A 15,443-nucleotide genomic window follows, 5' to 3' on the forward strand; every position below is an offset into this window, starting at 1 on the left:
ATAGATGAGTAAAAGGTAGGTATCTACGAAAAAAACAGCAGGCTGGAAAAATTCCAGACCTGCTGTTTTCATTCGAATACTATTGCAACCATTTTTTGTCGAGAACGTCGAACTTGCCTTGAAGCTCCATTTCATCCATCCACATTTCCAAGTAGCTTGCATATTCAAAGTCACCACGAGGAATCATGTAACCTTTTTCACTGTTTGTGAAAGGCTTGTCTGTCAAAGCTGCATACAGTCTGGAATCAGCCTTTGCATAAGTAATTGCTTCTACAGTATCCGTAATCATAACATCATAAGTGCCGTCTGCAACCAAGTGAGGAATGTCCAGGTTGTTAGGAACAACGGTAACATTAGCTTTAGTCAGGTGCTGGCGAACGAATACTTCGTTAGTACCACCTGGGTTTACACCGATACGTACTGTCGGTTTGTTGATGTCTTCGATAGATAGGTATTTACCTTTATCTTCTGCACGGATCAAAGGCGCTTTACCGAAGGAAACATAACCTTGGGATACATAAGCGGTTTTTTGTCTAGCTGTGTTACGGGTAACACCACCAACAGCGATATCAAACTTGTCATCCTGCAGGTCTTTCATCATAGTGGACCATGTTGTGTTCACAAAACGAACTTCAACACCCAGATCTTTACCAAGCTCAATCGCTGCATCAACGTCGTAGCCTTCATACTTATTCGTTTTAGGATCCAAATATGTAAACGGTTTGTAGTCTCCGGTCATACCTACCCGAATGTATCCTTTATCAATGATTTTATCAAGCTGGGATTGAGCTTTCTTTTGTTGTCCCGGTGCATGCTCGGAAGCCGATTTTGCGGATGCGGATGGTGTGGTAAGCAGCTCGTTCGCGGCGAAGCCTGTTCCTACCAATGATAAGCTGACTACGCCAGCAATTACTACTTTTTTCCAATTCTTTAACATGTGTTGTTTCCTCCGATTTCTTCCTGTTGATTAGTTTTGTTGCTGCTTAAATGGCTGTTCAAGCAGACCTCTAAGCTTTGTTGCTCTGTTGCTCTGTTACTTCTAAAAATACTACTGCTTACCCAAGTCCAACCCTTACAGGCATCCCCCCTTTCAAGTGCCCTGCACACCGAACTTGGGAGTAGCATCATTTCATCTATACTTTAAACTTGGACAGCTCTTCTCGTAGTTCTCCGACTACAGCTTCCAGCTGCTGTACCGAAGACGAGATATCCTCAATCGAACCAATTTGTTCTTCGGCAGCTGTCGCCGCATTACTTGCGTCTTTAGAGGTCAGGTTCGCAATCGATTTCAATTCTTCAACCGAAGCGCTCACCTGCTCCGAACCTGCCGACATTTCCTCGGAAGCGGCGGACACTTCCAGAATATGCTCGGCAACATTGCGGGAAGCATGAAGTATGTTAGCGAACTTCTCGCGCACATCTTCGATCAGCGTAATGCCTTCCTGAACATCTTTGCGGCTCACATCCATCACCTGAACGGCGTTTAACGTATCCTCGCGAATCTCGGAAATCAGGCGAGCGATCTGATCTGTAGACTCCTCTGACTGTCCGGCAAGCTTCTTAACCTCTTCGGCAACGACAGCAAATCCGCGTCCGTGCTCACCCGCTCTAGCTGCTTCGATCGATGCATTCAGAGATAACAGACGGATCTGGGAAGTAATCTCCGTAATAAAGCTCAAAATCTCCTCAATTTCATGGGATCGTTCATTCAGTCGTTCAATAGCCGTTCCAACCTTGGACGTACCTTCACCAATGCTGCCGATCTGAATAACGGCCTGTTCAACTACAGTCGCACCTGTCTCGGCATGGCCTGCTGCTTCCTGTGCGGCCTCGGAAACCATCGAGGAAGTTTCGGCAATCTTCACAACGCCGCTGGCCATATCACTCATAGACATAGCAATTTCTTCCGAGCTGGAGGCATGGGTAGTCGCCCCATCAGCAATTTGGCGAATGGAGGAACCGATAACGTTAACATTCTTTTTCGCGGAATCAATGCCGCTAGAAACAACTTGGGTTTCGTGCATCACCTGGTTCGAAGATTTCGTTACACCCTCGATCAGGTGTTTCAAGTGAGATACGGTTTGGTTGAAGTCACCCGAAAGTACAGCCACTTCGTCTTTTCCTTGAACCTGAATCGTCTTTGTCAAATCCCCTTGGGCTACTTCCTTCACGGCCGAGTTCAGCTTCTGAATTGGACGAACAAGATGTACAGTGAACCGGTAAGCAATAACAATAGCCACAATCAGGGCAATGATTGAAATGATCACCAGCGTATTCATCAGCTTGGTAATCGGAGCATACAGTTCATTTGTTGGAGCAGCAACGAACACACCCCAGTTATAAGTTGACGGCGTATAGGCAGCCGAGTAATTTGTGTTGTTCTGGGTATATTCTAAATTGCCTGATTTAGCTTGCTTTACGTTTTCATAGGCGCTGACCACTTTTGGAATATTGATATCGTGGACGGATTTTTGCAGTACATAATCCTTATCCGGATGCCACATGAATTTACCAGAATTGCTGAGGAGATAAGCGTATCCTGTTTTTCCGAATGTTTGAGTGGATACACTCTTCTGAACCTCATCAATCGGCAGCGTTGATCCCATATAACCATACTGCTTACCGTCTTTCATCAGTGGAAGAATCATCGTAACGATGTTATTACCGGTACGTTTGGACACTACAGGTTCAGAGATTACAATCTTCCCCTCGCCCTTACCAGACTCCTGATAGTGAGCACGGTCGGACACATCCGTTGTTTCCCCGAGGAAGTTAATGACGTTTTTACCTGTTAAGTCATACGAGAAAAAGAAGGTTTCATATTCCTCATTTAATTCTTGTGCCTTCTGAATCAGTTTTAAATCCTGTTCCTTATTCCCTGTAATCAGTTTTCCGATGGACTCAACCTTGGCAATTTTAGTGTCAAGGAATTCATTGATTCGCATCGCCAGGTTCTCAGCGTTCAGCATCGCCTCTTTATTAATACTTTCTTTCAACAGGCCAGAAGCGCTGTTGAAGCTTGCAATCGAGACCGATGCCAGACTGAGCAGCAGAAGCATGCAAATCATGAGAATCATTTTTTGCTTAAGACTTTTAAGCATCACAGTAAATCCCCCTAATATAGTTCCAGGATCCTACCCCTTCATCTGTCCACTGTTTTTTGCGTATGTTCTTTTTGCAAGAGGACAGCTATCTCCATCCAAATTTACCAAAATGTTTGGGATAAATTAAGCGGCAAGACTCCATATATGTTGTTATCGGCATCCTCTTTCCAGTTTTTGAGTGAAAGAAATCACAAAAAACAGTTTAATTTTAGATGTGACCTTCACCTATCAAAAGCAAGAACAGCAACCTCCCTCCTTAAGTACCATAACCACAGACCCATTAGGTTGCGGGACGATTTCCATTTACAGCAAGCTCCATCTGGGACGCCGAATAGATGAGGGCTCCACAAAAAGAGACTGTTCGCTGCAGATTCACGCTGCTGCGAGACAGTCTCTTTGTTTTATCGATTGCTATTCCGCTGCGGGTTCCAGCCATGCTCCTGCTGTCGTTCGTTATACGCCCGCAGGAGCGTATAACGGTTGGCACGTACGCGAGGGGCCTCCCGCAAGCTGCGATCCAGCAAATCATAGTTTATGCCAAGCTCGATCGGTAATACGGTTCCACCGACAGTTCTTAGCAAGCCCCGAAGAGTCTCCTCATCCGGTATAAGAGCAATTTCTTTGGCAATAGCGTTCCAGTGTACATAGATGGATGCAGCTCCGCCCTTGTCACCACTGCCGAAAGCTGCCTCGTAGCTCCATTTATCCGGCCCTTCTTTGGCGATCCGGTGATACAGCTTGGAAATTTCAATACAAGCTGCGCCCACCTTGGCTCCGTGGAGAAGCTGCTTTTTGCCAAGACGAATGTACTCCATTTCCCAATAGTGTGACAAATGATGTTCCGAACCGGAAGCCGGGTGTGATTGAGCGAATAACAGCATGGCCAGCCCCGATTCAACCAGCGCTTCCATCAGAATCGTAACACCTGCTTCACTCCGCTCTGCTATTGAGCTGATATGATCCACACATTTTTGCAGCGCAGATCTTGTGATTTCAACGGAACGCTCCATATAAGGCTCTCCGGCAATCATGGAGCTAAACCTCCAGTCGAACAGAGACGTATACTTACCTAGCATATCCCCGAACCCCGCTGCAACGAGTCGCGCTGGAGCCCGGGTCAGAATGTCGGTATCCGCAAACATCGCCGACGGGCCGATGGCCGGAATCGTTACTTTCTCACCGCGGGCGATAATCGATGCCCCCTTCGAATTAAAGCCGTCTACCGAAGGCGCTGTCGGCACAGCCACAAATGGAATGGCAGTTGTATAAGCGGCGTAACGCGAGATATCATGAATCGTCCCCCCGCCAACCGCCAGAACAACTTCAGCGTCAAACTGTTGAATGTCGAGAATGGCCTGAATAAGTGAAGCCTCGTCAGCCAGAACATCTCCTTTGGCGTCAGGACGAAGCGTAGTCATATGAACAGCTATTCCGGATCCCTGCAGCAACGGCTCCAAAGTACGTCCGGCACATTTATACGTATTGGAATCCACAACGACTACAGCCCTTATGAACCCTTTTTGCCCAAGATATTCGGGTATTTCCTTAATTGCTCCCGGCTCGATGCGAATGACATCCACACCTTCCAAACGGCTCTGTTCTTCTCCCAAATCCAATGTCTGCTGTCTGATTCTCTTCAATATATCCGTCATATAGTCTTCCCTTCCCTGCTGCTTGCTATTTTCCATCCTCAATCTGAGGTTCAAATTCTGAATGACGGTATGATGATCGAATTGCTTGGATACTTTCACAAATTCGATGGATGCCAAGCGCTATTTAATTTGATTGTAGGATTTAAACATTTACGCAGTGTTAGACCAAATCACAGGTTTTGTAAATGCAGACGGGAAGCGAAGATTTAACATAGGTAACAGTTCTCCCTTACACTTGAATCAGATTCGCCATTCATACCGTGGTAACGGGCAAAGAAGCGTCAAATTCGGAGTTTCATGCTGCTTCCTGACCAAAAAGGCTCATGTGCCCCGCTTTGGGGAAACAAGAGCCTTTTTCTTTGAAGTCAACTTAGTCCATATATCCGGCAAGTCCTTTTTTCATGAGATAGTCCATCTCACTATCCAAAATATTTTCTACCGTCAGCTCGTCCAGCTTTACATCCTTGCGGCTCATGACGTAATCCACCAGGTCATCACTATCGATATCGATATCTCCTTTGGCACCCTTGTGCGCGTTATCGATATAGGCCTGTTCATGCTTCAGTACAAGCCGGATGTCTTGCGGAGTGGCCTTCGTTTTGCTCCCAATATATTCGACAAGCTCTTGCTCGTTCACTGTTTTATCCATTGTTATTCAGCTCCTAGAAGTAGATTACCGCCATTGTAACAGAAAGTGGTTCACGGGGAAAATAATATGACGCTCCGCGTGCGAAACATTCCTACGATCGCTGTTGCCCCTGGATTTCTTGAACTATATTTCAAGAATGAATCTAAAAGAAAGTATTACACAGCTAAAAAAAGGAATATGAACCTCTCTTCGCGAACTGTTTATCGTAAGTTATCTGATTATCATGATGGAGGTAACCATGGAGAACAGTGGACTCGGGGGAAAAAGCATCATTCTCAGACTGGAAATGAACACGCAGGAAATCAAATTCGGACAGGTAGCTTCCGCCATTTTTGAAGCAGGCGGCGATATGGTGGCGATTGACGTCATTCAGGCCAGCGGCCATATTACAGTCCGGGATATTACTATTACCGTGACGGACAGTGTGGACATCGACAAAATCACAAAATCTGTCAAAAACTTGCGCGGCGTCCGCCTCGTCAACGTTTCCGACCGCACCTTCCTGATGCATCTGGGGGGCAAAATCGAGACACAGCCCAAAGTACCGATTCAAAACCGTGATGACTTGTCCCGTGTATATACGCCTGACGTAGCCCGGGTGTGTACAGCTATCCAAGAAGATCCTAAAAAAGCGTACACTCTTACGATCAAAAGAAATACAGTTGCTGTCATTTCAGATGGAAGCGCTGTCTTGGGTCTCGGCAATGTCGGACCTTATGCAGCTATGCCCGTCATGGAAGGGAAATCCATGCTGTTCAAACAATTTGCCGGTGTCGATTCGTTTCCGATCTGTCTGGACACGCAGGATACCGAAGAAATCATTGCCTGCATCAAAGCGATTGCTCCCGCTTTTGGCGGCATCAACCTGGAGGATATCGCTTCCCCCCGCTGCTTCGAGATAGAACAGCGGCTCCGGGAAGAACTCGAAATTCCTGTATTCCATGACGACCAGCACGGCACAGCCGTCGTACTGTATGCCGCTTTAATTAATGCGCTTAAAATCGTAGGCAAGTCCATTGATCAAGTCAAAGTTATCGTCTGTGGAATCGGGGCTGCGGGTGTTGCCTGCAGTAAAATTTTATTATCCGCAGGCGTTAAGGAAATCATCGGCGTAGACCGGGAAGGTGCCCTTGCTTCAGGAAATAACTATACCAACAGCATGTGGCAGTGGTATGCGGAGAATACCAATCCACACCGTGTACAAGGTTCATTGCGGGAAGTCATTCAGGGAGCAGATGTCTTCATTGGCCTATCAGCAGGCGGACTGCTTACCCGCGAAGATGTGTTGTCAATGGCCGATAAGCCCATCGTATTCGCAATGGCCAATCCGAATCCGGAAATAAAGCCGGAAGAGGTTGAGGATATTGTAGGCGTCATTGCTACCGGACGTTCGGATTACCCGAACCAGATCAACAACGTATTGTGCTTCCCTGGTATTTTCCGCGCCGCCTTGGACTGTAGAGCTACCACTATTAACGAAGAGATGAAGCTGGCTGCTGCTGAAGCTATCGCGTCTGCCGTATCAGATGAGGAACGAAATCCTTCATATATCATCCCAAGCGTCTTTAATCAGAATGTTGTTAAAGCCATCCGTGAACTCGTTGTTAAAGCAGCGATCAGTTCCGGGGTTGCCCGTAGATTTCCACGGGAATAAGCTTAACTCTCCTAATGATCGGATGCGTAGAAAGCATCCGGTCTTTTTATGTGAATTTGGTCTATGGACTACAATCGAGAGGAGTTAATACAATTGGAAATCAGAACACCCACATCAGCTGAACTCGAACTAATTCTGACTCTGTCGCCGCAAGCTTTATTTGAAGGAACGCTAGGTGGTGTAATGCCGACGAGTGAGAAAATCAAAGGGCTTATTGAACCTCTCTTGGCAAAAGGCTGTCGCTATTTCATCGCTGTTGAAGGTGGTGACTTAGCTGGATGGATTCTTTTTGGTAAGAGCAAAGATCAATTTACAGATACGCCAATCGGCTTTATCTATGAGCTATTCGTTTTGGAGCAATTCAGGGGAAAAGGGTATTCAAAACAATTGTTATCCAAGGCACTAGATCACTTGAAAAGTGAAAATTTACTTGAAGTACGTCTTAGCGCTTTTTCAGGTAATCATGCCATTAAACTATATGAAAAAGCAGGTTTTCATGTAAGAACGGTGAACATGAGCTTGAATTTATAAAGCGCGGGTTCAAAAATCCACTATGTATTAGCTCCGTATTCATTTATAATAAATTGGAAAACTTTAGGAAGCAGGTGAATCCGTTGGTATAGTCTATCGCATCCGTCCTTCTATTCTTTGAAAACTAAATATAGCGGAGGTTCCGATAAGATGAGTCATTTCCAACGTATTATTGAACGTTTAGATACTATTTTGACAGAGTTCGTTCAGGATGAGCCTGTTTCGGGATTAGCAGTCGGCATCGTAAGAAACCAGGAGATATTCTATGTCAAAGGATTCGGAACGTCTGACATTCGAACGGGCAGTCCTGTTGTAGAAGGAACAATGTTCCATATGGCTTCCGTCTCCAAAACATGTGTGGCAACGGGGATTATGCAGCTTGTCCAGCAGGAAAAGATTGAACTGGACTCCCCTGTAGTTCAGTATTTGCCATACTTCAAGCTGAATGACCATAACTATGCTGATATAACAGTCCGCCAACTTCTTAATCACACTTCGGGTATGCCGGACGAGGATGATTTTGAATGGGATCGGCCTGAATTCGATGAACATAGCTTGGAGAGATATGTAAGACGCATAGAGAATCACCGTTTGCTGTCTACACCAGGCGAAAAATTTGCATACAGCAATATCGGTTACGAAATATTGGGCGACGTTATCGCCAAAGTGTCCGGTCTATCCTTCGAGGAATATATGAAGTCCCTCCTTCTGGAACCTGCGCAGATGCACGGAAGCTCTTTTTTTAAAAGCGACATCCCATCCGACCAGTTGGCATCACCCCATGTTCACGGATTTAAGGATGGCTATGGACCGGAATCAAGTGACATCTTTCCTTATCACCGAGCTCATGGACCGAGTTCAACGCTATACAGCAGCGCGGAGGAAATGTGCCGATATATGATCTTCCAACTGAACCGGGGAATGACGCCCGAGGGACAACAGATTTTACAGCCTGAAGGGTATGGACCATTATGGGAAGAATATGCCGAGACGCATTACGGCAGCTGGATGAACGGCATCGGTCTCTCCTGGTTTCTGGGGTCTTATAAAGATTGCCGCATCATGTCGCATAGTGGTATGGATACGGGCTTCCGCAGCAATCTTATGCTCATGCCCGATCAAGGCTTAGGCCTAGTGCTCATGACGAACTGTGATTATATTGGACTTAAAGTCGTCTCAACATCCATCATCGACCTTCTTCTCGGTGAAGATATAAGGTATGTTAAAAAATCACTGGCCCACTATCTGTCTAAAATCACGATCACTTCTGGTGTCGAGGCGGCTTGGCGGGAGTACAGTTCCATGTCTTCGCACGATCTGGAGCGCTATCTTATTCTTGAAGGTGAATTCAATTTCATCGCTTATACCATGATGGAAAAAGGCTTTCTCACCGAGGGAATTAAAGTCCTTGAATTATCTGTACAACTTTTTCCGGAGTCATCCAACCTTTATGACAGTCTTGGAGAAATGTATTTGTCAGCAGGAGAACCGGCTATGGCTCTTCGGCATTACGAAAAATCGGTTGAGCTTGACCCCACTCACCGTGAAGGTAAGATCATGATTGAAAAACTGCGAGCTTCTATGTAAGAAAAGATTCCGGCCCCTTCCATCATCAATTTCTGATCCACATGAGGAGTATGTATCATGAAGAAAAACACACTCGTTCGAAAATTCAACAAGCAGGCATCCATGTATGAACGAAACAGCAGACAGCGTACGCTCGGAATGTGGAGAAGCCGACTGCTCCAAGATATACATGGAAAGGTACTGGAAGTTGCCGTCGGGGCTGGAGCTAATTTCCCTTATTACAATCGGGATACAGTTGATCTGACCGCGGTCGATTTCAGTCCGGAAATGCTGAATAGCGCACGGCGGATGGCCTCAGAACTGCAACTTAAGGTGTCATTTCAGGAACAGGACATCGAGACACTCGAGCTGCCGGAAAGGTCCTTCGATTGTGTGGTTTCCACCTTGTCCCTGTGCAGTTACGATGATCCGTTAGCTGTGCTGAACAAAATGAACCGTTGGTGCCGGCCCGGAGGACACATATATTTGCTGGAACATGGGATCAGCTCCAACCGGTTGCTCGGTTTTACCCAACACCTGGTCAATCCCGTTGCCAGGCGTATATCGGGTTGTCACTTTAATCGGGATATGCTTCAGATCGTTCACGACTCCGAAGTTGAGATTGTGAACACCGAACGATACTGGGGCGGAATGGTTCACCTCATTTGGGCGGTATCCACCTAAGCAACGCATACTACGAAAACAACATAAACACAAAAAGGGCATTCCACAATTGAGGGAATGCCCCTTTTTGTCATTACATTCCGGATGGAGGTTGTGGCCCGCCCGGATTCATAAAACTTCCATAGCTATCCGTGTTGGTCTGCCCGGCCATGAATGGCCCCCGATTTTCCATGGCACCACTTTGCGTGTGAAGTCCGGACATGACGGAGTCCGACGCAGGCTGATAGGTGTTCAGATACGTCTGCGCTGTTCCTTGTTCAAAGGTAGGCACCGGATACTGGCCCTGCTCATTCATGAACACAAATACTTCGTAAGCCTGGTTAATGCAGCTAGCAGAGCTGTTCGTAAGCGCCCGACGCAGGTTGATGTCCGTGCATTCCAGCGCGGCGGTCGTGCAGTTTTTTGCACTGTTTTTATGCGCAATAAGCATGGCTGAGGCGATTTCGTTATCAGACATTACGGCATCGGGATGAGGCGTAACCGTTTGAAGGTTATTGATCCCATATTGCACGTTCTGTTGGATTCCTTGTACGCCAGCTGAAGGCATGAGTGGGTTCATACGGGTGTTTCCAGTCATGCCGGCGCCACGTGTAAGTGCAACAACTTCATTATAGGAACGGATACCTTCTTGTTGATGACGCTGGATCATACTTTGCAGCTGCGGATTTTTAGCTTGGGACGCATAAAAGCCCAAATGATTCATCATGTTCATTTTTTCTGCCAGAACTTCATGGGTATCCATGACTTCATGAGCTCCAAATTTCATAGGAAATCACTCCTTTGGTATAGGTTGCAACCAAGGATAATTTTTCCGATTTATTTGATAATTATTCACCTGATGAATGTTTCTACCTTATAAAACACCGTGGCGAGGGTGCCTCAACACTAGTTATTCCAATTCCACACTTCAACCCGTCCAAGCCCAAATCTCCGAAACTCCGGTACCTGCTTCAGCTTCTCCAGTTCTCTTGCGGGTCCGGTAACCGTAGCGCCATAAACTTGAATGCCGTTACGTTTCAGATAGGAAAGTCGCTGTTTATCCTCATTGACACCATAATAATTTACATGGCTTGTAAGCCACTCTAAGTCCTTCATCAATTGTTCTTCAGCAGGACCGATATCCTGTTTCGTCAGACTGAAAGATTCTCCTCCTCCCGTTCCGTCTTCACGAAAAGTAACCAGAGGCCGAAGCGTTAAATGAGGAGGGTAAATCGCGTCATTGGTCGAGCTATAATTGGACACTTTTACATCCTTCATTTCTCCGGAATAGACCGCCATTCCCGTAACCCAAAGATCATATTCAGACAAAACTTCCATAAACTGCTTCGGTGTCATTCCCTTTCCAAGTGAAAACCACATCTCAGCTACAAAGCCGTCCTCGATATGACCCAGTCGTTCCATCTCCGGTTCTTTTTCACCAATTCGTATGGTTTCACTCCCCCCATAAATCAAGGTCATTGGAAATCCAAAGAAAGGGCGTGTGTTCTCTCTTAAATATTTTTCATCTTCTTTAATCGAATACCTAAGCTCGCCAAACAAGCTTTTCTCCGCATGCAATTCACCTATTATGACACTCCACTCTCCAACCTGCCGGTAGACCTTGGTTGTCACGGTTTGTTTTAACAATGGACTTAATGAAACCATTCTGAAATCTTTGTCCAGTTTCATCCCGCTCCCCTGTATCTCAGCCAAGGTAGCGACTGCACGTGTAAACTGAGCGTTTTTCCCCGACTTTTCGAAATAGAAATAAGCTCCCCACATATAAACCATAAATATAAACGCCACCATGATTACCACAGCAGTTGTACGTAAAGCTAGCCTAATTCTATTGCCCCATTTCATCCGCCTCTTCTTCCGCTCCAATAAATCTGGAGAGAATTTCTCGGTTCCGGAAATTCCCACCATCTCATCACTCATGAACGATCATCCTCTCCGACTCTTATCTGTATAACACTCCCTCTCCTTGTAAAGTTATATAGCGCAGCACAAAAAACGCTGCACCTACGGCCAAAGTCAACCGCAAATACAGCGTCTCTATCCTAATTGATTAATTCGTTTCAACCGGGCTGTCATCCCAGCATTCCACATTTTTCAGTCCCGGAATACTGTCCTTCGTAAACACCGGGTCTTTTCCGGCTTTCTTCTGCGCTGTATAATCCTTGAGTGCAGCGAAGGCAATCTTGGACAACAGCATAATGGCAATCAGGTTAACGATAGCCATGAGGCCCATAAACAGATCTGCCATATCCCACACCAGCTTCACACTCGTAACGGAGCCAAACACAACCATAGCAAGAACAGCAACCCGGTAAACCCAAATCCAAATCCGTTTGGAGTTCAAAAACTCGATATTGGTCTCACCGTAATAATAGTTGCCTAGCAGTGTGCTGAAGGCAAAGAGGAATATCATAATAGCGAGAAAATCAGAAGCCCAAGAGCCCATTTGCATCCCTAGCGCCGCTTGAGTAAGCTCGATCCCATCTAGCCCTGTCTGTTTATAGGCTCCAGTGAACAGAATCATAAATGCCGTGCTTGTACAGATGACCAATGTATCAATGAGAACACCTAGAGATTGAATGAGACCCTGCTTCGCCGGATGGCTTGTCGATGCCGTGGCTGCAGCATTCGGCGCACTACCCATACCCGCTTCGTTCGAAAACAGACCACGTTTAATGCCGTTCATAAGGGCAGCACCGAACGCACCTCCGACCGCCTGCTCAAAGCCGAATGCACTTTTTACAATAACGGAGATCACTTCCGGAAGGCTTGTAATGTTAGCCAGCACTATAAACAACGCAGCACCTACGTAAATTGCAGCCAACACGACTACGATCCACTCGGACCATTTTGCTATCCGCTTTACACCGCCAAATATAATGACACCAAATACTAAGGCCATCACAATACCCAGTGTCAGACGATTTGTCCCGAACGAATTCTGAAATGCGATCGAAATAGTATTGGATTGAACCGCGTTAAACACAAGGCCGAAAGACAGCGTGATAAGAATCGCAAACAAAGTGCCCATCCAGCGTTTATTCAGACCAAACTCCATGTAATAAGCTGGACCTCCGCGGAAACCGCCAGTCTTGCTGTCTTTAACTTTGTAAATTTGGGCTAACGTACTTTCAATAAAGCTGGACGCTGATCCGATAATCGCAATAATCCACATCCAGAACACGGCGCCCGGACCACCAAGCGATATAGCCAGTGCGACGCCTGTAATGTTACCGGTACCGACACGCGCAGCCATACTGATAGCAAACGCCTGAAACGGTGAAATACTGCCCGGTTCGCTGCTTTTGGACTCCCGAATGACACGCAGCATTTCTTTGAATAATCGGAACTGCATAAATCTGCTTCTAAATGTAAAATAAAGTCCTCCGCCAATAAGCAAAACAATTAACAGCTTGGACCAAAGGAAATCGTTAACTATATTAATAAAATTTTGTACTACCTGCTCCATAGAATGTTCCTCTCTGTGTAGAATCTAGATGCTAATAGACCTTCTCAACTTACTATTATAACTTGTTTCCCGACCTCAAAAAACGCGGAAAAATATGGAATCCAAAAAAACCGCTCTAAAACAAATAAGGCCACCCGTTAATCCACTTAACGAGACGGCAGCTGGTTGGCGAGATAAACGAAATAATATGGCAAAAGCCCATCCGGATTAACGGACGGGCTTGATAGGTCATCTAGTGCCGTATGAAAAATCTTTCTGCATTTACAACTCGTCTTCCTGTACAAAATTCAGCACTGCATCGTCTACAGCTGCAGTCTTGCCAAGATCAGGGCGATCCGTCAGTTCGATCTCGCAAGATTCCGGACAGGCGTGCAGTTCTAAAAGAACCAGTTCATTTTGCCCCTTGCGAAGCAATGGACCTGGAATATACAACGCTCGCTGCGGACCCGCGTGCCAATAGCGGCCGAGATTGAAGCCATTAATCCAGGCGACTCCTTTACTCCAGCCGTCAAACCGGAGAAACGTATCGCCGATCTCCTCCACCTCGAAGCAGCCGCGGTAAAATCCCGGCATCCCGGAATGTTCGGAATTTTCCGGTATCTCTCCGCTCTGCTTGCTGTACACAAGCGAAGCCAGCTCTAAAGGCCCTAGAGGCAGCGTACGGATACTCCAGTCATACTGGAACTGATTGTCGATCCGAACCCCCTCTGTGATCCCTTTCGGGTCACGAATGAGTGGTCCGTAATTAATCCGTCCCATATTTTCAACGAGGATGTCAAGCCGTGCCCCTCCTGCCGGGACAGAAATATTCAATGGCTGCGGGTTCCAACGCTCAACAACCCCAATCGCCCTTCCATCCAGGAACACTTGCGCCCGGTCCCGAACCTCCTGAATGTACAGCTTCTGACCGGATCGCGGCCCCTGAATATAAGTACTGTACATAATAAAACCAAAGGACTGCCCGAATTTCTCCATCGGCTCTATGTTTACACTTTTCACCGGTTTGGATAACGTATCCAGATTGAAGTCAGCGAACAGTTCCGCCTTTTCCGTCAAGGCAACTTTTCCGTAACTTATTTTCGGGATCGGCTCGGGAAACGGACAATCAGGAGTAAATCCATGCTTTGCGAGCACCTTTTGGACAGCATCTATTTTCTCCGTTTTATCTCCCCATTCTGTCAACGGAGCGTCATAGTCATAACTTGTCGTCGTCGGCTCATATTTGGCAATATGATTTGCCCCGCTATAAAAGCCAAAGTTTGTTCCACCATGGAACATGTACATATTGATGGAAGCGCCCTGTTCCAGCATTTCATCCAGAACGCCGGCTACATCCGCCGCATCCCGCACATGATGGTCTTCCATCCAGTGATCGAACCAGCCGTTCCAGAATTCCATCACCATAAGCGGCTCTTCCTTACGGTATTCCCGATATTTGGCCAAAGATTCTTCTACCCGCGAACCGAAGTTGACTGTGGCATGCACATCGCCCAGTGTTCCTCCCAGCAGCATCTCATCGGTAGGGCCGTCGGAAGTAAAGAGCAGTACATCAATTCCACGACTCAGCAATCCGTCCCGTAAATAGCCCAAATACGCATGGTCATTGCCATAGCTGCCGTATTCATTTTCCACCTGGACAGCCAGAATCGGCCCGCCGTGAGTGGATTGGAGCGGAACAAGCCGAGGAATCAGCTCGTTATAATAGCGGTCCACCTTACTTAAATAGAAGGGATCGTAACAGCGAAGTTTGAGTTCCCCGTAAGCCAGCAGCCAGCCCGGCAAGCCACCGAACTCCCATTCCGCACAAATGAACGGACTTGGTCTGACAATGACGTGAAGGCCGAGTTCTCCGGCAAGCTCAATAAACGAAACTACATCGGCCATACCGGTAAAATCATACTCTCCCTCCTTGGGTTCATGCACGTTCCAGGCAATGTAGGTTTCAACTGTATTGAATCCGCAGGCCTTCAGCTTCAACAGCCGGTCCTTCCAATATTGCGGCACCACCCTGAAATAATGGATCGCTCCTGAGATAATCCGGTAAGGCTCCCCGTCCAGTAAATATTGTCCGTTGCTCCAAGTAAGTATGCTCATTATAGATGACCTCCGCTTAATAATGTATAGAATCTATTACTGG

Annotated in this window: 12 protein-coding genes; 4 read left to right on the forward strand and 8 right to left on the reverse strand. The window is 46.6% G+C overall.

Annotated elements, in window-relative coordinates; all coding sequences use genetic code 11:
* Positions 1–79 precede the first annotated feature (79 nt).
* The 4 genes from B9N86_RS25515 to B9N86_RS25530 all read right to left on the reverse strand — a co-directional run bounded on the left by B9N86_RS25515 (position 80) and on the right by B9N86_RS25530 (position 5,405).
* A complete protein-coding gene (locus B9N86_RS25515) occupies positions 80–937 on the reverse strand; it encodes a transporter substrate-binding domain-containing protein (RefSeq protein ID WP_208915883.1) in 858 nt (285 codons plus the stop codon).
* A 196-nt stretch (positions 938–1,133) separates the two neighbouring features.
* Positions 1,134–3,101: a methyl-accepting chemotaxis protein gene (locus B9N86_RS25520; RefSeq protein ID WP_208915884.1), complete on the reverse strand. Its 1,968-nt coding sequence runs from the start codon at positions 3,099–3,101 to the stop codon at positions 1,134–1,136.
* Positions 3,102–3,505: 404 nt separating this feature from the next.
* The gene (locus tag B9N86_RS25525) at positions 3,506–4,873 is read right to left on the reverse strand and encodes a sn-glycerol-1-phosphate dehydrogenase (protein ID WP_342193365.1); all 1,368 of its coding nucleotides are present in this window, start codon (positions 4,871–4,873) and stop codon (positions 3,506–3,508) included.
* 253 nt (positions 4,874–5,126) lie between these two features.
* A complete protein-coding gene (locus B9N86_RS25530; protein ID WP_208915885.1) occupies positions 5,127–5,405 on the reverse strand; it encodes a hypothetical protein in 279 nt (92 codons plus the stop codon).
* Between the two features lie 238 nt (positions 5,406–5,643).
* On the opposite strand from B9N86_RS25530, the gene B9N86_RS25535 reads away from it, so the two are divergent.
* The 4 genes from B9N86_RS25535 to B9N86_RS25550 all read left to right on the forward strand — a co-directional run bounded on the left by B9N86_RS25535 (position 5,644) and on the right by B9N86_RS25550 (position 9,840).
* Complete coding sequence (locus B9N86_RS25535; protein WP_208920753.1) at positions 5,644–7,059, forward strand: NAD-dependent malic enzyme; 1,416 nt, start codon at positions 5,644–5,646, stop codon at positions 7,057–7,059.
* A 93-nt stretch (positions 7,060–7,152) separates the two neighbouring features.
* On the forward strand, positions 7,153–7,590 hold the full coding sequence (locus B9N86_RS25540; protein WP_208915886.1) for a GNAT family N-acetyltransferase: 438 nt from the start codon (positions 7,153–7,155) through the stop codon (positions 7,588–7,590).
* Between the two features lie 150 nt (positions 7,591–7,740).
* A complete protein-coding gene (locus B9N86_RS25545) occupies positions 7,741–9,177 on the forward strand; it encodes a serine hydrolase domain-containing protein (RefSeq protein ID WP_208915887.1) in 1,437 nt (478 codons plus the stop codon).
* A 57-nt stretch (positions 9,178–9,234) separates the two neighbouring features.
* Positions 9,235–9,840: a class I SAM-dependent methyltransferase gene (locus B9N86_RS25550; protein ID WP_208915888.1), complete on the forward strand. Its 606-nt coding sequence runs from the start codon at positions 9,235–9,237 to the stop codon at positions 9,838–9,840.
* A gap of 73 nt (positions 9,841–9,913) precedes the next feature.
* On the opposite strand, the gene B9N86_RS25555 is transcribed toward B9N86_RS25550, so the two are convergent.
* The 4 genes from B9N86_RS25555 to B9N86_RS25570 all read right to left on the reverse strand — a co-directional run bounded on the left by B9N86_RS25555 (position 9,914) and on the right by B9N86_RS25570 (position 15,400).
* Positions 9,914–10,606 (reverse strand): spore coat protein, encoded by a 693-nt coding sequence (locus B9N86_RS25555; RefSeq protein ID WP_208915889.1) that lies wholly within the window; start codon positions 10,604–10,606, stop codon positions 9,914–9,916.
* Positions 10,607–10,725: 119 nt separating this feature from the next.
* On the reverse strand, positions 10,726–11,757 hold the full coding sequence (locus tag B9N86_RS25560) for an anti sigma factor C-terminal domain-containing protein (protein ID WP_208915890.1): 1,032 nt from the start codon (positions 11,755–11,757) through the stop codon (positions 10,726–10,728).
* A 130-nt stretch (positions 11,758–11,887) separates the two neighbouring features.
* Positions 11,888–13,306, reverse strand: a complete 1,419-nt coding sequence (locus tag B9N86_RS25565; protein ID WP_208915891.1) for an alanine/glycine:cation symporter family protein — start codon at positions 13,304–13,306, stop codon at positions 11,888–11,890.
* Between the two features lie 261 nt (positions 13,307–13,567).
* Positions 13,568–15,400, reverse strand: coding sequence for a glycoside hydrolase family 35 protein (locus tag B9N86_RS25570; protein ID WP_208915892.1), 1,833 nt, complete (start codon positions 15,398–15,400; stop codon positions 13,568–13,570).
* Positions 15,401–15,443: the final 43 nt, after the last annotated feature.

Source organism: Paenibacillus uliginis N3/975 (genome assembly GCF_900177425.1).
Classification (GTDB): domain Bacteria; phylum Bacillota; class Bacilli; order Paenibacillales; family Paenibacillaceae; genus Paenibacillus_AQ; species Paenibacillus_AQ uliginis.

Coding starts and splice junctions, on each gene's coding strand:
- B9N86_RS25530 (WP_208915885.1), bottom strand. CDS start 5,405: ATGGATAAAACAGTGAACGAGCAAGAGCTTGTCGAATATATTGGGAGC.
- B9N86_RS25520 (WP_208915884.1), bottom strand. CDS start 3,101: ATGCTTAAAAGTCTTAAGCAAAAAATGATTCTCATGATTTGCATGCTT.
- B9N86_RS25545 (WP_208915887.1), top strand. CDS start 7,741: ATGAGTCATTTCCAACGTATTATTGAACGTTTAGATACTATTTTGACA.
- B9N86_RS25565 (WP_208915891.1), bottom strand. CDS start 13,306: ATGGAGCAGGTAGTACAAAATTTTATTAATATAGTTAACGATTTCCTT.
- B9N86_RS25550 (WP_208915888.1), top strand. CDS start 9,235: ATGAAGAAAAACACACTCGTTCGAAAATTCAACAAGCAGGCATCCATG.
- B9N86_RS25555 (WP_208915889.1), bottom strand. CDS start 10,606: ATGAAATTTGGAGCTCATGAAGTCATGGATACCCATGAAGTTCTGGCA.
- B9N86_RS25535 (WP_208920753.1), top strand. CDS start 5,644: ATGGAGAACAGTGGACTCGGGGGAAAAAGCATCATTCTCAGACTGGAA.
- B9N86_RS25560 (WP_208915890.1), bottom strand. CDS start 11,757: ATGAGTGATGAGATGGTGGGAATTTCCGGAACCGAGAAATTCTCTCCA.
- B9N86_RS25570 (WP_208915892.1), bottom strand. CDS start 15,400: ATGAGCATACTTACTTGGAGCAACGGACAATATTTACTGGACGGGGAG.
- B9N86_RS25515 (WP_208915883.1), bottom strand. CDS start 937: ATGTTAAAGAATTGGAAAAAAGTAGTAATTGCTGGCGTAGTCAGCTTA.